Consider the following 19453-nt stretch of genomic DNA (forward strand, 5'->3'; position numbering starts at 1 on the left):
CGATTACTCCTTCGGCTCTACTTGCTCTGGGTATGCAGTACGCAAGGCCCAAATCAACAAACCAATAATGAAGAATGCCGAAGCAGGCAATAACAATAGACCGTTTGGTTGGTACCAACCGCCATTGTTAATCAAAGGCATAATTTCGATACCAAATAGCGAGCCCGAACCAAATAGTTCACGAACAGCACCTACCGACATCAAAATAGCACCATAGCCTAAGCCATTACCGATACCATCAAGGAATGATTTAAACGGTGGCTCCTTCATTGCGAAGGCTTCTGCACGGCCCATTACGATACAGTTGGTAATAATCAAGCCAACAAATACCGAGAGCTGTTTAGAAATGTCATACACCACCGCCTTAAGCACTTGGTCTACCACAATTACTAATGAAGCAATAATCGCCATTTGAACAATGATTCGCACACTACTAGGAATGTGATTACGAATCATAGAGATGAACAAGTTAGAGAATGCAGTAACAACAATTACGGCTAGGGTCATTACAAACGCAGTTTCTAGCTTACTGGTTACCGCTAATGCAGAACAAACACCAAGCACCTGTAGTGCGATAGGGTTATTTGCAAAAACAGGCCCAAATAGAACCTTTTTGGTTTCCTTAGCATCAGCCATTGTTTAGGCCTCCCTGTTGCAACTTGGCAAGGAACTTACCAAAGCCTTTATCACTTAACCAAAATTTGAAGGTGGCATCGACACCGTTACTGGTAAGCGTTGCACCAGATAATCCGTCCACTTCGTAAAGTGAGTCAGCTGGAGCACTACCTTTAATCACAGAGATCGCAGTATCGCCGTTTTCATCAAACAGTTTTTTGCCGATGAACTTGTCTTGCCACAATGGATTGGCTACTTCACCACCTAAACCAGGAGTTTCCCCTTGGTCATAGTAAACAATCGCATCAACGGTATTGCCGTCTGGCTGAATAGCCAAGAACGCGTACATAGTTGACCAAAGACCACGACCATGTACTGGCAAAATAACCCGTTCAATTTCGCCTTGCTCGTCTTTAACAAGATACACGCTAGCAAGGTTAGAGCGACGAACGATACCGGCAATATCTTCTTCGCTAGATAAACGAATACTGGTTGCCGGATCTTTTGCTGATTTGCGCTGTTCAAAGGTAGCAGGGTCAATTTGGTCTTGAGAAACAAACTCACCGGTTTCGATATCAATCACGCGTGGCTCAATCACCTGCGAGTAAACATCAGCTACCTTACGACCATCTAGGGCTACACCAGATACTGCCAAGATATTTTTCTGCTTATCTTCAACCGCATTCTGCTGCTGCATCCCTCGTAGACCAACTGCTGCAAGAGATACAACAATTGAACACACTAAACTTACGCCAACAACAACCTTAATGGTTTTGGCTAAGGAATCATTACTGGCCATCGCGAGCAAGCCTCCGTTTGATATTGGCTTGAACTACAAAGTAGTCAAAAATTGGAGCAAACAAATTAGCGAATAGAATTGCCAACATCATGCCTTCTGGGAATGCCGGGTTAACTACGCGAATTAACACCACCATCACACCAATTAAACCGCCGTACCACCACTTACCTTTGTTGGTAAATGAAGCTGACACAGGGTCGGTTGCCATAAAGAACATACCAAGAGCAAAACCACCCAATACTAAGTGCCAATGTGGAGGCAGCTGGAACATCATGTTGCTGTCAGAGCCAATCATGTTCAATAGCAAGCTGCTAATCACCATACCTACTAATACACCGGCAACAATGCGCCAAGATGCAATGCGAGTAAAGATTAGGAATAGACCACCAAGAGCTAGCAAGAACGTAGAGGTTTCACCACTTGAACCTTGAATAAAGCCAAAGAATGCGTCGCTCCAAGAAATGCCTTGGTCAACTAAACCTTGCATACCTTCTGCAGCAACAACGCTTAATGCAGTTGCGCCTGAGTAACCATCTACTGCAGTCCATACCGCATCGCCAGAAATGGCTGTTGGGTAAGCAAAGAATAAGAAAGCACGGCCAGCTAAAGCAGGGTTTAGGAAGTTTTTGCCGGTACCGCCAAATACTTCTTTGGCCACTACAACACCAAAGGTGATACCTAAAGCAACTTGCCATAACGGCATGGTTGCAGGCAACGTAAGTGCAAATAAGATAGAAGTAACAAAGAAACCTTCGTTAACTTCATGGCCACGCACAGAAGCAAACAATACTTCCCAGAAGCCACCAACAACAAAAGCGGTTAGATAGATAGGCAAAAAGAAAATTGCCCCATATATCATCGACGCAATCCAGCCAGCTTCAGCGCCCGTTGGAACCCCTAGCATGCTAATTAATGCACCATGCCAGTCGTCTGGTACAGTACCTGCGCCAGCAATAATGGCTTCGTTAGCTTGGATACCTGCGTTATACATGCCAAAGAACATAGCCGGCATTAAGGCAACCCAAACAAAAATCATGATACGTTTTAAGTCAATCGCATCACGTACGTGGGTGTTTTTCTTGGTTACTAAGCCTGGCGAGTATAAAAACGTCGCGATAGCTTCGTATAAAGCGAACCACTTTTCATGCTTACCGCCAGGTAAGAATTGCGGTTCAATCTTTTCAATATAATCTTTAATACTGCTCATGCTTAACCTTCCTTCTCAATCTTGGTCAAACAATCACGTAGCACGCTACCGTACTCGTATTTGCCAGGACACACAAAGGTACACAGTGCTAAATCTTCTTCATCTAGCTCTAAACAACCTAATTGTTGAGCACTGTCGGTATCATTAGCCAACAAATCTCGAAGCAATAACGTAGGTAAAATATCTAGCGGCATAATGCGCTCGTACTGACCAATTGGCACCATCGCTCTAGAGCTACCACCGGTAGTGGTAGTGAACGGGAACAATTTGCTCTTATTAAGGCCAGAGATAAATATTCTCGCTAAAGAGAACTTACTGGTACCAGGCACAGCCCAGCCCATAAACTCTTTCTCGTAGCCTTCTTCCAACGCAACAACCTGCTGGTGATAACGACCAATATAAGCGTGAGGACCAGTAGCATGATTACCCATAAGCACTGAACCAGAGATAACGCGGTGCTCGCCGTCAACCAACTCTCCATCGGTCAACTCAACAACATTAGCACCTAACTCGGTACGCACTAAACGAGGTTCTTTAACCACTGGACCAGCCAAAGACACAACCCGTTGGTTGTAAACTTTGCCGCTAGCAAATAAGTGACCAAATGCAATCACCTCTTGGTAAGAAAGCGTCCAAACTGTGCGCTGAGCACTAGCAGGCTTTAAGGTATGAATATGCGTTCCAGCTAAACCTGCTGGATGCGGGCCAGCAAATACGTGCTCTTCAACACGGGCTGCATCCGATTTAGGTAAGCTATCGTTTGCTTTACAAACAAAAACTTCCCCAGCAGTTAAACGAGACAAAACACGTAAGCCTGTTAAATAAGCACTTTCGTTTTGGTCTATTACTACTTTGGGATCGGCAGCGAGAGGGTTAGTGTCGATGGCAGTAACAAAAATGGCAGAAGGTTCTGAGTCTACTGCTGGCACTTTGCTATAAGGACGAGTTCTTAAGCCAACCCATTGGCCAGACTTAACTAACTTGTCTACAATCGTAGCGCGATCTGCGCTGTCGATTTCTGCATCGCTAAGGGCACCAAAGTCGATGCTATCGCCGTCTTGTTTTTCAATAACAACAGACTGCAATACACGTTGGGCACCACGGTTAATTTCTTGAACAACGCCAGCACAAGGTGCAGTAAATACAACGCCGGGGTTCTTCTTATCTTCGAACAGCGTCTGACCTTGGCTTACCACGTCACCCACTCGAACCTTCATTGTAGGACGCATGCCTACATAATCTTCTCCGAGTACAGCAACTTTGGTAACAATAGACGCGTCTACTATTTGCTGTTTGGGACCGCCTTTTATAGGCAGATCCAGTCCTTTATTTATTGTAATCATACTCTCTTACACATGTGTTGGGTCGGAAGACGAGCGATGATTTCTGTGTAACTTTTGTACTCAAAATTGGGTAGTTCAGCTAACAAGTCTTAGACAATTAACTAACAAGACACAGAAATCGCGTGTATTCTAGCACCAATTAATCCTATTTCTCCAAAGAAAAAGGCCAAAAACCTAACCTATTCGACTTAAGTGTTAGCGGATTGTTAACAGACTTGTAAAACAAGTCATGCTTCCACCAAACAAAGCTCAAATTGCTGACATATCACCCCAATTATTTTGTGGTGATTTTTAGCTTATTCTAAGGTTGTTGGATCCAGCTTCACCTGATTGTACTTAAGTACGCCAAATTGAAACCGCTGATAACTACTGAGAACCTTTTCAAAGAACCGATCCTGCTGGGCTAACTCTTGGATCACTTCAACACTGAAACTTTTAAGCGAAGCAAGCACGTCATCGGGGTATGCCAAAACCTCTACGCCATGCTCGTTGGCCAGCACATTGAGCGCTTCTATATTGTAGACCACATATTCGTTAAGGGTTTCTTGATTAACGACTTTGGTGGCATTTTCAACAATTCGTTGTAAATCAGCAGGCAAGGCGGCAAAAGCATCTTGGTTTATCACAAATTCTAAGGAGGTACTCGGCTCATGCCAGCCTGGGTAATAGTAGTAAGGTGCTACTTTATGAAAGCCAAACGCAAGATCGTTGTATGGCCCTACCCACTCAACAGCGTCTAGCTCACCAGATTGCAAAGCTGTATAAAGCTGCCCAGCAGGTAAATTTGTAGGCTGGCCGCCTGCCAATTCAAGCACTCGCCCACCGAGGCCGGGCAAACGCATTTTTAGATCTTTAAAGTCTGCAATAGTGGATATTTTTTTGCTATACCAGCCACCCATTTGCGCGTCGGTATTGCCACCAGGAAACGGAATTAAGTTATGAGGCGCATATAACTCACGCCATAGCTCTAAGCCTCCTCCAAGGTATAACCAGGCATTCAGCTCTTTTGCTTGCATGCCAAAAGGCACCGAACTAAAAAATGCCGCCGCAGGAAGCTGCTCTTGCCAATAGTAGGCTGCACTATGGCCCATTTCAGCTTTTCCTTCCGACACTACGCTAAATACCTCTAAGGCGGGATAAAGCTCACCAGCGCCATATACATTTATTTGCATACGGCCATTGCTCATCGCGGCCACTTCTTCAGCAAAGCGGTCCGGCGTTGACCCTAAACCAGGTAGGTGTTTTGGCCAAGATGTCACTAAGGTCCATGTGTACTCGACTGGCTGAGATTCGCCTTGATTCGCCGAGCGATCAAAGCAAGCACTCAATAGCAACGTTAATAACGCCACCTTTATATATACCCGCATTAAACAATCCTTATTTGATGCAGTGTGTTAGCTATTGTCCACCACGGCACTGAGGTGAACTAGGTACTTGTTGTTGCTCAGCCCATTGCGCAGGCGTAAAAGTATGCATCGCTAAAGCGTGAATTTCATTTTTAAGCTCTTCGGCAAGCAATTGATTTACCGCTCGATGGCGTTGCAATAAACGTTTACCTTCAAAGGCCTCGCTCACAATTGTCACTTTAAAATGGCTCTCTGAGCCGGGAGGCACATTATGCATATTACTTTCATTCACCACATCTAAATGCGTTGGAGCAAAATGTTGCTGCAATTTATTGGTGATTAGTGTTTCAACCCGCATAACTGTTCCCTGTATTGATTAGTCATCTGGCATTGTATAACGAAAAGTAAAATTGATCCTCGGCTGTTTTATCCGTAAAGCCTTAGGCAAACTGTGTTGCCATTGGTCTTGGCATAATTTATTCATTACCAATAAATCGCCATGTTCCAGTAAATACTCGTGTTTTTGATCTTTGGATTTATTACGAAATAAAAAACGACGCGCTTGGCCCAAACTCAAAGAAGCAATCACTGGTTGCTTACCCAATTGCTTTTCGTTGTCGCTATGCCAGCCCATGTAATCATGACCATCACGATAATAGTTAAGTAATACGCTGTTAAACTGCTGCCCGCACTTTTGCTGCACGGCAAACTTTAGTGGTAGTAAAAAGCTAGGCCAAGACAAAGGCGTACGCCACTCGCCCGAATAACGATAAGCGGTATTCGCATCGCCTATCCACAAGGAAAGGCGTGGCTCCAAGCAAGTTTTGCCAAATATTTTGATGGTATGTTGCTGCCAAGGCAGCTTGGTAAGCGATTGTCGATAAAATGCCTCAGCAGACTCGGCTTTTAGCCACTGCTGATGATGAACAATGTTTTCTACTTGAGTATCTTCTGCTAGCACCACGTACGACAGCCTATTTCCATATGGGTGTTGCTTTAGTTTAGCCCTCAACTTAGATACACTGCTGCCACTAATCAAGGCCTGCAGCATACAAATCCAATATGAGTCATGAATTGCAAATTAACTCGCTCCATTTGAGCTTATCGCGCTACCCAAAACAGGCGACAAACGATTTACAAGCATGGAATGCTGCTGATGAACTAATGCTCAACTTTGCCTTTGAGCAAACCACCGCAGCCAAACGCATACTCATTATGAACGATGAATTTGGCGCGCTAGCCTGTGCTCTGTTGGCCGCCCCTGAGTTTACCGATAGCCAAATACATTGGTTAAGCGACTCCTTTATTGCACAACAAGCCTTAGCTGAGAACTTAAAAGCAAACAACTTAACTATGGATGGGCGGCTCACTCTGCTTAGCAGCACCGATAGTCTTCCAGCCAGTGACATGGTGTTAATGCGTCAGCCCAAAAGCTTAAATTATTTGGAATACCAACTAATTGCACTGCAAGCGATATTGTCGGCTGATAGCCTTTTTACCTGCGGAGTAATGCTAAAGAACTTACCTAAGTCAGTTTTCTCTTTATTTGAAAAACACCTTGGTAAGGTAAGCACTTCGCTGGCAAAGAAAAAAGCCCGCTTATTGTTTGGCCACTATCAAGGTATTAGCTCTATTAGCCCTTATCCCAAACAATGGAAAGTTACAGAGCACCAATTCAAGCTAAACGACCATGCCAATGTATTTTGCTTCGGTAAATTAGATATTGGCAGCCGCTTTATGTTAGAACATTTTCCGCAGGGCGATTTTGAAGCGGTGGTTGATTTAGGTTGTGGCAATGGCCTACTGGGTTTGCAAGCTCTCAAACATTATCCCAAGGCTAAAGTCTCTTTTTGTGACGAATCGGCTATGGCCTTAGCCTCGGCAAAAAATAATGTAAGCTTAAACTTTCCAGAGCGATTAGCCGATTGTGAGTTTAACCACGACAACGCTTTGCAGCATCAAGCCGACAACAGTGCCGATCTCGTGTTATGTAATCCGCCTTTTCATCAACAGAACACCATTTCTACGCATATTGCCCAACAAATGTTTCGCGACGCCAAACGCTGCTTGCGTAGTGGCGGCCAACTGATAGTGGTAGCTAACCGACACTTGGGCTATCACCCACTATTAAAATCTTACTTTGGCGGTTATAAGTTACTGGCGAGCAATAACAAATTTGTTATTCTGAGCAGCACTAAGCGTTAATCCACTCATTAAGGTGAACAACTTGAAAACTCAGTTTTTATTACCCGCTTTGCTAATTAGCGGCGTATTAGGGCTTAGCGCCTGCAGCAGCCAACCGCAGCAAGTCGCATTAACCCCAAGCATTGAGGTTAATAATTCGGCTCAACACTCAATCATTGCTGCAATAAAATCTCAAGATTTACGCAGTAACCGGTTTTTAATTAGCATTCACCAAGAAGGTGAAGAACAAGCCCAGCTGATTTCAAGCGGCAACAATTTGCGTCAAAACATCGAGCAACAGCTCTCGAGTGCTTGGCAACAACAAGGCATTGGTTTTGTGCCAGACTCACCAAACCTAATTACCATCGATATTCTAGAATTGGCCAACAAAGTAGAAGAAAGCAGCGTTAAACATGCCGCCAGTTCTGTTATGCGTTTAAAGGTGACTATCGACACCCCTCACAAAACCTTAAGCAAACAATTTCGTTCCACCCACACTAATGAAGGTGCGTTTTCTGTCAACGTAAGCAAGCAAAGCGAAGCCATGAGCCAACAGCTTTCTGAACTACTGACACAAATCGCTAACGACCCGCAACTTATTGAAGTATTGGAGTATCAATTATGAACTTGGGCATTTTCCGTAACACCTTGGTGGCTTGTGTTTTCGCTACATTAAGTCTTGGCACTAGTGCACAAACCTTAAAATTCATCACTAACCAAGGTGAATTTGAAATGGAACTGAATGCCGAAGCTGCGCCAAAAACTGTCGCTAACTTCCTTCGCTATGTAGAAGACGGCAGCTTTAAAGGTACGTTATTTCACCGCACCATTTCTAACTTTATGGTGCAAGGTGGCGGCTACTCCATTAACTACGAAAAAGTAGATACTTATCGCCCAGTTGAAAACGAGTCGAAAAACGGCTTGAGCAACAAGCGTGGCACCGTTGCTATGGCACGCACTAACGACCCACACAGTGCTACTCGTCAGTTTTTCATCAACGTTATCGATAATGCCTATTTAGACGGCAGCGCAAATAAATATGGCTACACGGTATTTGCAGAGATCACTTCGGGCATGGAAGTAGTGGATAGAATTGTAAGCAAGCCAACTAAAACAGGTCCTATCCCTGGCATGCGCAATGTTCCTATGGAAAAAGTGATTATTGAAGATGTAGTCATTGTTGACGAAAGCCAACCGTAAACTCGCCACAACTTAACCGAGCTATAAATGAACTCATCGCTAAATTGGTCTCAGACCCTACGTTCTTATTTAGATAAACGATTGCTTTGGGTATTTATGCTCGGTTGTGCCAGCGGTTTTCCGTGGGTACTAATTGGTTCTAATATGTCGGGCTGGCTTACCGACGCTGGTTTGTCACGCTCAGCCATTGGCTTTTTTGGCTCGGTATTTACCGTGTATGCCATCAATTTTTTATGGGCTCCCTTAGTTGATAGGGTAAAACTTCCCGTTTTACATGCTTGGCTCGGCCAACGTAGAAGTTGGATATTTTTATGCCAAAGTATCGTGTTGCTGTGTACCTTTGGCATTGCCCAGTTTGACCCCGCCAACAGCTTGGTCTTTACCTCGCTGCTGGCCTTGTGCATCGCCACTGCCTCTTCCACCCAAGATATTGCCATTGATGCTTACCGTATCGATACCTTTGCAAATAGCGATTCACATCGCTTACCGCAAGCCTCGGCCATGGCGGTAATCGGTTGGTGGACGGGCTATTCTCTGCCGGGGTATTTGGCATTTATTAACGCCGACAGCATAGGTTGGAATGGTGTCTATTTAGGCATGTGCTTTATTGTTGCACTACTCATGCTCTTTACCGTGTTAGTGAAAGAACCTATTAGCAACCGTGAAGCTTTGCAACAACAAGCCGAAGCGCGCCATGCCCAATACCTTGGTACTAAATCACCTTTGGTGGCGTGGTTAACGGTAACGGTTGCCGAACCGTTTTTAGATTTTTTCCGCCGCAACGGGGTGCGTGTAGCCATAACCTTGTTGCTGTTTGTGTTTCTATTCAAAATTGGCGAAGCCTTCTTAGGCCGCATGTCAATTACCTTCTACCGCGAAGTAGGCTTTAGTAATGAACAAATTGGCCATTACTCTAAACTTATTGGTTGGGGTGCAACGGTTTTATTCACCATTGTTGGCAGTGCCTTTAATGTACGCTTTGGCATTATTAAAGGGCTTATATTAGGTGGTATTGCTATGGCTAGCAGTAACTTAATGTTTGCTTGGATTGCCGCAACCGGCCCAGATGAACAACTATTTTTAGCGACCATTATTGTCGATAACTTTACCAGTGCCTTTGCCACAGTAGCCTTTGTTTCGTTTTTAACGGTGCTTACTGGCCAAGCGTTCTCGGCAACTCAATACGCCTTGCTTGCCAGTTTGGGCAACTTAGGCCGAACCACGCTCGCCTCTTTCAGCGGCAGCTTGGCAGATTATTTAGAATCTTGGCCGCTGTTTTTCATCTTAACCGCGGTGATGGTTGTGCCAAGTTTAATCATGTTACTCAGCTTGAAAGGCTACTTCACCAAGATATTGGCACATAACGAATCCAGCAAACAAACTTAAGCGCTATCTTAAGGCGCAATTAAGCGCCAGCGCTTACTTAATAAACGCCTAATCGTAGCGCTAGGGGCCTGCTCTAGTGCTAGCTGGGCATTTTGCTCTGCCAGTTTCTGTTCTCCACTGCGAAATTGTAAGTCTGCCAATACTGCATACCAATGATAGGAACGACTCAGCCAACTAGGAACTTGAGAACTCTCCAGCTCTGCCAAGCCAACCTTTGCCCCTTGCCATTGCGCTAGCGCTACTGCTCGATTGAGAATATGAAAGGGTGAAGGCGCCAGCTTTTCTAGCAACTGATAAGCCTCCACTATTTTATGCCAACGAGTCTGCTCAAAAGAAGAAGCCAAGCAGTGTTCTGCCGCTATGCCAGCTTCTATATGGTAGCGAGACAATTGCTCACCTTGTGCCGAGCGCTGCAAACAACGCAAGCCCATAGCAATTTGTGCCTGATTCCAGCTACTACGATCTTGTTCTTGCAACAGCAGTAGCTCCCCCGCTTGTTGTCGCGCGGGCAACCTAGCTGTATTTAGATACATAAGCGCTAACAAAGCATAGCTTTCGGGCCGATTGCCCAAGGCATGTTGGCTTAGCAACCCAGTTAAACGAATTGCCTCTTCACATAAATCTTGGCGAATAGATAAATCTTCATGAGAAGACAAATAGCCTTCGGTAAAAAGTAAATACAGTACCCGATACACTGCGGGCAAACGCCGTTGCATGTCTTGCTCGTTTAAACTGTCTAGCTGCAAGGGCTGCTGTTGTAGGTGTTTTTTAGCACGACTAAAGCGCTTATAAGCATTGGCTTCACTAATAAATAGACGCAATGCGGTTTCTTTAATGCTAAACCCCACCAAGCTTTTTAGAGTGAAAACCAGTTGCGACTCCACCGCTAAAGCCTCATCGCTAGCAACAAACAACATTCGTAATAATGCGTCACTTAATTCTCCACTAAGTGGCGGCTCTACCAGTACTTCAGTTTGTGGCTCTTCAGTTTGGGCTAGCAAATTAGCATGGCTTTGCTGTTGGCGAAACTGCGACAAAAGGTAACGCAGTGCCACTTGATAGAGCCAAGCAGAGGGTTTGTCTGGCACGGCCTGTTTCAACCAAGTATCAAGCGCTTGGGCCATCGCCCACTGCACCGCATCTTCTACTTGCTCAAAATGCTCAAAGCCAAAACGACGAACCAATAACGCCACGAGTTGGCCATACTCGTGGCGAAATAGATGCTCTACTTGTCCGCGGGAACTCAAGGTTTGCTTATTTCTCGAAGCTCAATATTGGTTCCCATGTTTTCGACCATAGGGCTCGCTTTAATCACCTCAATAGCTTCTGACAAATCACTGGCAGTAAGCAACATATAACCACCAACAATTTCTTTAACTTCGATGAAGGGGCCATCTTTTACTTCATCACGATTAACCACCGCCCCTTCACTGCCCAACTTACCGCCCATATCCACAATGTTGTCAGCAAATTTAGTTTGCCAAGCATTAAATTTGGCATACATCACTTCCATGTCACTGGCAGATAATTGTTCGCAGCCGCCCGAGTCACTGCGAAGTAAACACATATATTGTTTATTGCTCATTATTTCACTCCATTAAAATTGCTATCTAATCAGTGAAGCATATTTCACCGACATAGTAATGACGTTTAACAAATATAAACTTGGACACTTGGTGGGAAAGTTTTATTAAAAAGTTTATGAGATAAGCACCAGACACAAAAAAACCGCCAGATGGCGGTTTATGCAGTACAACAAACCTTGGCTATACAGCCTTAGTCGCGAAAGTTATTAAACTGGAACGGTTGGTCGTATTCACCACTACGTACCAAAGCCATTGCCGCTTGCAGGTCATCGCGTTTCTTGCCGGTAACACGCACTTGTTCACCTTGAATAGAGGCCTGAACTTTTAGCTTGGCATCTTTGATTTGCTTAACCACTTTTTTAGCGGTGGCTTGATCAATCCCGTTTTTAAAGTTAACCACTTGAGAGTGGGTTTTGCCGCTACGGGTTACCGAGGCTAAATCAATCGACTTAGCATCAACCGAGCGCTTTACTAAAGTGCCACGCAAAATATGCAGCATTTGCTGTAACTGAAACTCAGCCTCGGCAGTCATCTTAATTGACTCATCTTTGTATTCGAAGCTGGCTTCTACACCACGAAAATCAAAACGCGTTTCCAGTTCACGTATCGCATTATCACAAGCATGGCGAACTTCGTTAGCATCTATCTCAGAAACAATGTCAAATGAAGGCATGTTTTCTCTCCCCTAAAATCTGGCCTTATGCGAAAATTGCTGCATTATATCCCGTTACCACTAAAAGAGTATCGCTTGCGGTAACGCTAGCGCCAATTTTGTTAGATTAGTGAGTCTATTTATGACTGTTTCTACAGAACCCTATTACGACTTTGCCATTATTGGCGCGGGCGCCGTAGGTGGCTTACTGGCCAGCTTGTTGAGCCATCAACAACAAAAAGTGTGTTTTGTTGACTCACGCTTAAAGCATAATCAAGACCTAACATTGCAACTTGATAGCCTTGAATATGGCGTAATTACAAACAACTTAAAGGTATTTCGCAACTTACCTAATTGCCGTTGGTTATTGCTATGCGTAAAAGCCCACCAAGTAAAACAAGCCTTGTCTGCGTTTAAGCTAGCCGACAATTGCAAACTCATGCTAGTGGTGAACGGGATGGGCGCAGACCATGAGATCGTAGATAAACTAGCCCCCCAGCAGTTGTATTTAGCCAGTAATACTCATGGCTCGCTTATTCAAGAAAAGACTAATACCCAACTACAACTAAAACACACTGGTTTGGGTCAGCTGGTTGTTGGGCCTTACCTAAAAAACGCCGCAAAGCCGCAAGATTTGATGGCACTTGAACAAGCATTGCCAAGCGCAAGTTGGCAAGACAATATTTACCCCGCTCTGTGGCGAAAACTGGCAATCAATTGCTGCATTAACCCTCTCACTGCCTTGCACCAATGCCGAAACGGCGAACTGCTAGATACACGTTTTGCCAAAGATATTGCCGCACTTTGCGACGAAGTTAGCCAAGTAGCCGCTGCCGAACAGCTTGATTTAAGTGCCGAAGACCTACACAAAACGGTGTTGCAGGTAGCGAAAGCAACTGCCAATAACTTTTCCTCTATGCAGCAAGACATACACCACAAACGCCTTAGTGAAATAGGCTACATTAATGGTTATATAGTTAAGCAAGCTGCGAAACATCAATTGGCTTGCCCACATAATCAATACATGCTGCAACAGATCCAGCGATTGGAGAAACACAATGACTAAAGTGATGGTAGCTATAGCCTCTGGCAGTGAAGAGATTGAAGCCGTAAGCATCATCGATGTATTACGCCGAGCCGAGATTATCGTAGACGTAGTGAGTATAGAAGCCAACAAACGCTTAGATATTGTTGCCTCTCGCGGCGTTAAGCTGATGGCCGATATACACATTAGTGAAATAGACGCTACAAACTACGACATGTTGGTATTACCCGGTGGTGTTCCCGGTAGTGAGGCTTTCCGTGACTGTGAATCACTCATTGCCATGCTTAAGCAACGTAAAGCGAAGCAATGGTTAGCTGCAATTTGCGCAGCTCCTGCTGTAGTACTAGCAGAGCATAATTTACTGGGTGATGCCGCAGTAACTTGCCACCCTGACTTTCAACAGCAGCTACCGCAAAATCAATTAAGTCTAGATAGAGTGGTGGTTGATCAACCCCATAAGCTCATCACAAGCCAAGGCCCCGGCACAGCCATTGAATTCAGCCTAGCCTTAATTGCTCAACTAAAAGATCAATATAGCGCCGACCAAGTGGCAGCTCCTATGGTGCTTGCTTAAATCCAAACTTAAGGAAAAAAGCCATGCATAACATGGCTTTATTACTTAAATAACGGCAACTATTGGCAAACGCCACCGGTTACCGCGCTAGCCACGCCCGCGCCTGTTCCGGTAAAGCCAAATTCAACCGACTGCCCAGCAGCAATAGTGCTATTCCAAGCAAGGTTAGAAGCGGTGTATCCCTCGGCAGAATTTAGCTCGGCATTCCAAGAGCTACTTATGCTTGAACCATCACTATACGCCCAGCTAACTTGCCAAGTATTGATGGGTTCGCTGCCAGTATTAGTGATAACCACTGCACCTTGGAAACCACCTTCCCACGAGTTAACCACTACATGTTTACACGCAGCATTAGGATCAACAGGATCTGTTGGGTCTGTTGGGTCTGTTGGGTCTGTTGGGTCTGTTGGGTCTGTTGGGTCTGTTGGGTCTGTTGGGTCTGTTGGGTCTGTTGGGTCTGTTGGGTCTGTTGGGTCTACAGGACCATCCACTATGCCGCCCGAGCCTGCAGGAATTTCGCTACACATCGTGTAACCCACACAGTTACCGCCATTTTCTTGAGAGTGTCCGGCATCTTCGTATAAACAAATAGGCACAATGGTGCCGTAAAAATCACACTGTTGAACAACCGGTAGCTCTTGGCCATCAAATACAGAAGCAAGAACCGAGGTTTGTTTAATACCATTTTCACCATTGATTAGGCGTTTGCCCCAAGTAGTGAGTTTACTGGCATCGAAGTTCACCGTCATATCTAGTTCAAATGTACCCGGCGCAGTATTGCCCGACCAAGACCAACCTAAGTAGCCAATTTTATATTCTTCGGCCACCGCCAAAATAGCATCTTCATCCACATCTTGACCTTGATGATCCATGCCAAACTCACCCACGATTAGTGGCATGTTGTGGCGGCTCAAAAAGGTAGATACGTAGGACTCGATCTTCTCGCGGTTTTGGTAAACCTGGTACATATGCACACTAAACATAATGTTGTTTAACGAATCTGCAGAAGCAACCTCTGTGGCATTGTCTAACATAATCTCCTGCCAATCTTGCCCCCAGTTTGCCGCATCAATCATTATGGTGTGGGTAAAGCCAGCATCTCGTAGCGTTGTTATCGCTTTTTTATGTTCATTTACATAGGTTTCTGCAGGTACATTGTTACCAAAGGGTTCGTTAGCAATGTTGATGATCACATAGTCTTCTTCACCCTTAAGCACATCTGCAAGTTCCACCCAATAAGCAGCTGTGGTTTGTAAATCGCCAGCCTCAGCTTTTTCACCTGATCCTGTGACATCATGCACTTCAAGCACACAGACTAAGCGATTTAACTTACACATCTTAACCACTTTGGCCACGTCTTCTGCATCGTTTTTAGCGAACTGCTGACCATCACTTAGCACCACCCTCACAGTATTTGCGCCAGCTTCAGCAATGTCTCTAAACGCGCCTTGGCGATAGTTATACCAAGCGTGAGCATGGTTTACCCCGCGCATAATTACCTCATGCCCGTTAGCGTCTAGCAGTTGAGTACCTGAGGTACTAAAACCTGCCACTGCAGGCAAACTAGACAAGGCCAACAAGCCCGCCGCTACACTAAGACTTAATCGAGAAATAGGGTTAACACGCTTACTATTGTTGAGTTTTTCTAAAGTACTAATGTTCATATCGGTGACGCTCCTTTTCAATTAATGACAAATAAAACTATTAACAAAATAAACAATAGATAAATAGTCAGAGAAATAACTCAACGAATAGTGGTTTCATAGTGATTTCACGAAATACATCAATACAGATCTAGTTTTAGGCAAAATTTAAAACCAGCCATTGACTAATTGTATTATTTTAAATCTAAAGAATATTTTGGCGTTCAGTGAGACTGCCGGAACTAAAGCCCCGGCATATTGCTATTAGCGGATTTATTCAACAATGACCCGCGCATTAATTGCTTGAACAGGGCGATTGTTGGGGTGTTTCATTACTGCAGTAAAGTCTCGAATTTGCTGCTCGGAAGCACTAACTGGTTGTTTTAGCACCAACCAAGTTACTCCTTCGCTACACGGCGGTGTGGTTAATGAGCCATTAAAACGGTAGTACTCGTGACTCTTTGGCCACAGCGCCAATCCATCAACCGCGTCAAGCAAGGCTGCTTGCTCGCCAGCATGTTTAGGCATCTTCGCCCACGCTTTTGCCAACTCTTGGTTCTCATCTCCTTGCTCGAACATTACTGCCACCACCGCTAGGTGACCATCTTCATCGGCATGTACAAAGTGCGCTTCCAGCGGGAATGACTTTCCTTTTAAGGTGTTTTCACTGGGTGAATGGAAATGAAACTGTTTTAACTCAAAGCTATGCCCAGCAAGGCTAATACTGCTGCCAGGCTGGTAATTCACTTGAATAGTGTGCCCATTGTTGATGACTTCACTGCCTGCGGCTTTATAACTAAGCGCCAGAGTTGGCAGCTCACCTTTGGTTGTGCCAGCAATATTAATAGGTGATTGATTTTTGCCGCTTGCGCAAAGGCTAAACTCGGGGGCTAACTCACCCCAATGCTCAGGCCCTTGATGACCAGAATAGCCCCAGTGCCCATTGCCTTCTGCCAATACACTGCCCGAAAAACCTAATACAGCACTAATCATTACACTTTTCAGTTGTTGCTTATTCATCCTTAGATCCTTGAATGTAAAAAGCCCATCGCAAAAATCGATGAGCATAAACGGAAAAAAGGTTTTATCAATTTATTGATAACAAGATCAATAAAAATAAGAAACACACTGAATTTATTACAATTTAGCTGTAAATAAAGCCTTACTCATTGAAGGCTTTATCATCAATGTGGCTTATTCACTAAGAGTGATAATAGGCAACTCATCCCAGATCTTTTCTTGGTTAGCCTCGCCACCAGAAAAATTCCACGGGCCAGCATCTTCAGCAAGTGGTCTATAAACAGCAGACAAACCATCTAAGTCCCAGGTAGAAAGGTAAAAACGGATACCGTCTAAACTATTTGGTCTTCCAAGAGAATCACTTGCAAAATCAAGATAGATGACTTGCTGAGCCTTATCTACAGTCACTTTTGGTGCAGGTGTTACTGCTTCACCCCAATTATCCGCATCGGCACCTTGAGCGTTATATATAGAGCTTTGCCAGCCAAATATCACCGCATTTCGGCTCCAAGTTCCAGTAGGCATGTTGGCATTAATTTTTGGTAGAACGGTAGCGCTAAGCCCTTGGTCTTCGGGTAAATCAATAAACACGGTAAAACCTACGTGGTCGAAACCATTTGGTGGCAACCAAGTATCGGTGAGCTTATCCATGGTGAGTTTAAGTCGAATATTGCTTCCTACGGAGTACACTTCAGCTTGGTTAATTGCTAGCTGGCTGTTTACCTTGTCAAAGCTAGGGTCACCTGGCAACGAGTAACTGCCGTTAGGACCACCCGTTCCTTCTTGCACATCGTTGCTATCATCAATGCTTAGATCAGGTGTATCAGACCAAGCTAAATCTGAAGTGAAATGCACGTCGGCTAAACCTGCTTTTTCTTCGGCTGAATAAATAGCAAAACGATGCTGCTGCTCACCAATCGCGAAATGTCGAGTTGATAACATGGCCGACCACTGCCCTTGCGAATCAACTTGTATGTCTGTTGCTGTGGCTAAGTTTCCGTTCACCACCAATTGCAATTGAGCATTTGCTTGAGCGCGGCCAGTTATCTGGGTATCTGCGCTAATCACTCGGTTTGTCCAATCCTCATCTAGGCTGATGCCCAAATTTGCAGTATCTACTTCCGCAATAGTATTCGTTTTAAAATACAACACCGCGGCTTTTGCTGGCAGTTCAACACTTACTTCACCGTTTGCATCCACCACTAAACCTGCTGGTGCTTGTATCCAATTGGCTTGAATTTGCTGTTCAAATACCGTGCCTTCTGCTTGCTCTAGATCCAACCTGTTTAACAGCATGGGTTGATTAGCGGTATTCATTATTACCAGCACTTCTTGCTCCGCTAACTGACGAGTAAATGCAAATACACCGGCACCCGACTTGTCGCTAGCCAACACCTTAATATCTCCGCGCGTCATCACAGGATTATTACTACGTAGCGTCGCCAATTGCTGAATAAACAGATACATCTCGCTGCCGCTGTCGAAGGAGTCGAGCGACTCACCATCTTCGCGATAGCCTCCCTCAAACATCGCGTCTCGACTCGCACTCATTGCTTGTTCAGTGCCTTGATAAATCACCGGAATGCCCGGAATGCTTAACATGGTCATTAGCGCTTGTTTTAAATCAGCTTGGCTAGCTTGCGACAAAAAGCGCGGCATATCGTGGTTGTCGATAAAGTTGGGCAAAATGTATGGATTAGGAAATAGCTCCATCATTTTTTCTATACGAAACCTTAGATAATCGGTAGGTTGCCCTGCAGCAAATACTCGCGTCATGGTGGTTTGCAAGGGGAAGTTAAGTAAGGATGCCAGCTGTTTGTTATCTGCATCCCCTAGGTAGCTCAGCATTTTTTGCTCACCTTCGGTGTTATAAGCACTTGAGCTCTCGAATACTTCACCAAAGGTAAGAAAATTGCTCCGCCCTGTTTGTTCTGCTTGTGCCATTACTCCATCGTCGGCATGTAAAAAGTCGGTCCAAAACTCGTGCTCTACAAACTTGACGGTATCGATACGAAAAGCATCCACCCCCACCTCACGTATCCATTTTCTATAACTTTCTTTCAAATAAGCACGCACTTCCGGGTGAGCGGTATTTAAGTCATCTAAATCAGACAGCTGCCAGTTTTTCTCCTGAATAGAATCGTTATGGTCGCTAATGCTTGGCGTCCAGTGGTAGATCCCAGAACCATCTTCATTACAGTTATTTTGGTTTAAGGGATAAGGTAGTTCTTGCCCTTCAACTAAGGGGCTATCTATTAAGCGGAACCCTTGGCATGGCAAGCTTGAGTCGTATTCCCAAGGTTGATCATAAGTGAAATAGTTTCCTACATGGTTAGTCACAATATCTTGAATGAGGTACATATTGCGGCCGTGGATTTCTCGCGCTAAATCTTGGTAGCTGGTCAAATCACCAAAGTGCTCATCAACTTTTTGAAAATCTCTCGCCCAGTAGCCATGGTAACCACCATAGTTTTGCTCATTATCCCACCACTGGTTAGCAACCGGTGGCGTTAGCCAAACCGATGTGGCACCAAGCTGTTGAATGTAATCTAGCTTGTCGGCTATGCCTACTAAGTCACCACCACTAAATTTTTTGTCTGAACTTGGGTCAAACTCCCCCTGCCCTTGATCGCTCAAACTAGGATCGCCATTGTTAAAGCGATCAATCATTAAAAAGTAGATAATTTGATCTTGCCATTCCGGTGATGCCACATGACTTCCGGTAGTTTCACTCTGCTGTTCATCGGAATTACAGCCACTTAACGCCACCGCAACTGATAATGCCACTATATTCAATGGTTTTAGTATGTTATTTCTTCCCCGCAACATATTTCATTCCTTTATGAGTTATCT

Annotated in this window: 19 protein-coding genes; 6 read left to right on the forward strand and 13 right to left on the reverse strand. The window is 44.7% G+C overall.

Annotated features, from left to right (window positions below; translation table 11 throughout):
* Nucleotides 1-3: 3 nt before the first annotated feature.
* From OV592_RS16420 to OV592_RS16450, 7 genes are all read right to left on the reverse strand, one after another.
* Nucleotides 4-636, reverse strand: a complete 633-nt coding sequence (locus OV592_RS16420) for an NADH:ubiquinone reductase (Na(+)-transporting) subunit D (RefSeq protein WP_016400315.1) — start codon at nt 634-636, stop codon at nt 4-6.
* Nucleotides 629-1414, reverse strand: coding sequence for a Na(+)-translocating NADH-quinone reductase subunit C (locus tag OV592_RS16425; RefSeq protein ID WP_016400316.1), 786 nt, complete (start codon nt 1412-1414; stop codon nt 629-631). Before OV592_RS16425 ends, OV592_RS16420 begins: the two co-directional genes overlap by 8 nt.
* The gene (locus tag OV592_RS16430) at nt 1404-2621 is read right to left on the reverse strand and encodes an NADH:ubiquinone reductase (Na(+)-transporting) subunit B (protein ID WP_406609321.1); all 1218 of its coding nucleotides are present in this window, start codon (nt 2619-2621) and stop codon (nt 1404-1406) included. The genes OV592_RS16425 and OV592_RS16430 overlap by 11 nt, the downstream gene beginning before the upstream one ends.
* Nucleotides 2622-2623: 2 nt before the next feature.
* A complete protein-coding gene (locus OV592_RS16435) occupies nt 2624-3964 on the reverse strand; it encodes a Na(+)-translocating NADH-quinone reductase subunit A (RefSeq protein WP_152780028.1) in 1341 nt (446 codons plus the stop codon).
* A 296-nt stretch (nt 3965-4260) separates the two neighbouring features.
* On the reverse strand, nt 4261-5331 hold the full coding sequence (locus tag OV592_RS16440; protein ID WP_406609322.1) for a TRAP transporter substrate-binding protein: 1071 nt from the start codon (nt 5329-5331) through the stop codon (nt 4261-4263).
* A gap of 31 nt (nt 5332-5362) precedes the next feature.
* Nucleotides 5363-5668 carry a BolA family protein gene (locus tag OV592_RS16445; RefSeq protein WP_406609323.1) on the reverse strand — a complete coding sequence of 102 codons (306 nt, stop codon included), beginning with the start codon at nt 5666-5668 and terminating at the stop codon, nt 5363-5365.
* An 18-nt stretch (nt 5669-5686) separates the two neighbouring features.
* Nucleotides 5687-6361: an alpha-ketoglutarate-dependent dioxygenase AlkB family protein gene (locus tag OV592_RS16450; RefSeq protein ID WP_406609324.1), complete on the reverse strand. Its 675-nt coding sequence runs from the start codon at nt 6359-6361 to the stop codon at nt 5687-5689.
* Between the two features lie 11 nt (nt 6362-6372).
* On the opposite strand from OV592_RS16450, the gene OV592_RS16455 reads away from it, so the two are divergent.
* Genes OV592_RS16455 through OV592_RS16470 form a run of 4 tightly spaced genes read left to right on the forward strand, consistent with a single transcriptional unit; the run spans nt 6373 to nt 10080 of the window.
* Nucleotides 6373-7515 (forward strand): methyltransferase, encoded by a 1143-nt coding sequence (locus tag OV592_RS16455; RefSeq protein ID WP_406609325.1) that lies wholly within the window; start codon nt 6373-6375, stop codon nt 7513-7515.
* 22 nt (nt 7516-7537) lie between these two features.
* Complete coding sequence (locus OV592_RS16460; protein ID WP_406609326.1) at nt 7538-8119, forward strand: YajG family lipoprotein; 582 nt, start codon at nt 7538-7540, stop codon at nt 8117-8119.
* Nucleotides 8116-8694, forward strand: coding sequence for a peptidylprolyl isomerase (locus OV592_RS16465; protein WP_406609327.1), 579 nt, complete (start codon nt 8116-8118; stop codon nt 8692-8694). The genes OV592_RS16460 and OV592_RS16465 overlap by 4 nt, the downstream gene beginning before the upstream one ends.
* A gap of 27 nt (nt 8695-8721) precedes the next feature.
* Nucleotides 8722-10080 (forward strand): AmpG family muropeptide MFS transporter, encoded by a 1359-nt coding sequence (locus tag OV592_RS16470; RefSeq protein ID WP_016400325.1) that lies wholly within the window; start codon nt 8722-8724, stop codon nt 10078-10080.
* An 8-nt stretch (nt 10081-10088) separates the two neighbouring features.
* Here the strand turns inward: OV592_RS16470 and OV592_RS16475 are convergent, their stop codons facing one another.
* The 3 genes from OV592_RS16475 to OV592_RS16485 all read right to left on the reverse strand — a co-directional run bounded on the left by OV592_RS16475 (nt 10089) and on the right by OV592_RS16485 (nt 12339).
* Complete coding sequence (locus OV592_RS16475; RefSeq protein ID WP_406609328.1) at nt 10089-11327, reverse strand: RNA polymerase sigma factor; 1239 nt, start codon at nt 11325-11327, stop codon at nt 10089-10091.
* The gene (locus OV592_RS16480; RefSeq protein ID WP_016400327.1) at nt 11324-11665 is read right to left on the reverse strand and encodes a YciI family protein; all 342 of its coding nucleotides are present in this window, start codon (nt 11663-11665) and stop codon (nt 11324-11326) included. Before OV592_RS16480 ends, OV592_RS16475 begins: the two co-directional genes overlap by 4 nt.
* Nucleotides 11666-11856: 191 nt before the next feature.
* Nucleotides 11857-12339, reverse strand: coding sequence for a YajQ family cyclic di-GMP-binding protein (locus OV592_RS16485; protein ID WP_016400328.1), 483 nt, complete (start codon nt 12337-12339; stop codon nt 11857-11859).
* 121 nt (nt 12340-12460) lie between these two features.
* Here OV592_RS16485 and OV592_RS16490 point away from each other — a divergent pair, with 121 nt between their 5' ends.
* Both OV592_RS16490 and OV592_RS16495 read left to right on the forward strand, forming a co-directional pair.
* Nucleotides 12461-13384 (forward strand): ketopantoate reductase family protein, encoded by a 924-nt coding sequence (locus OV592_RS16490; protein WP_406609329.1) that lies wholly within the window; start codon nt 12461-12463, stop codon nt 13382-13384.
* Nucleotides 13377-13937, forward strand: coding sequence for a DJ-1 family glyoxalase III (locus tag OV592_RS16495; RefSeq protein WP_406609330.1), 561 nt, complete (start codon nt 13377-13379; stop codon nt 13935-13937). The genes OV592_RS16490 and OV592_RS16495 overlap by 8 nt, the downstream gene beginning before the upstream one ends.
* Nucleotides 13938-13996: 59 nt before the next feature.
* Here OV592_RS16495 and OV592_RS16500 read toward each other — a convergent pair whose 3' ends face one another.
* The 3 genes from OV592_RS16500 to OV592_RS16510 all read right to left on the reverse strand — a co-directional run bounded on the left by OV592_RS16500 (nt 13997) and on the right by OV592_RS16510 (nt 19429).
* Nucleotides 13997-15601, reverse strand: coding sequence for a cellulase family glycosylhydrolase (locus tag OV592_RS16500; RefSeq protein WP_406609331.1), 1605 nt, complete (start codon nt 15599-15601; stop codon nt 13997-13999).
* A 252-nt stretch (nt 15602-15853) separates the two neighbouring features.
* Nucleotides 15854-16600: a carbonic anhydrase gene (locus OV592_RS16505; protein WP_406609332.1), complete on the reverse strand. Its 747-nt coding sequence runs from the start codon at nt 16598-16600 to the stop codon at nt 15854-15856.
* Nucleotides 16601-16774: 174 nt separating this feature from the next.
* Nucleotides 16775-19429 (reverse strand): alpha-amylase family glycosyl hydrolase, encoded by a 2655-nt coding sequence (locus tag OV592_RS16510; RefSeq protein ID WP_406609333.1) that lies wholly within the window; start codon nt 19427-19429, stop codon nt 16775-16777.
* Nucleotides 19430-19453: the final 24 nt, after the last annotated feature.

This window comes from Agarivorans sp. JK6, from assembly GCF_045277145.1.
Lineage (GTDB): Bacteria > Pseudomonadota > Gammaproteobacteria > Enterobacterales > Celerinatantimonadaceae > Agarivorans > Agarivorans albus.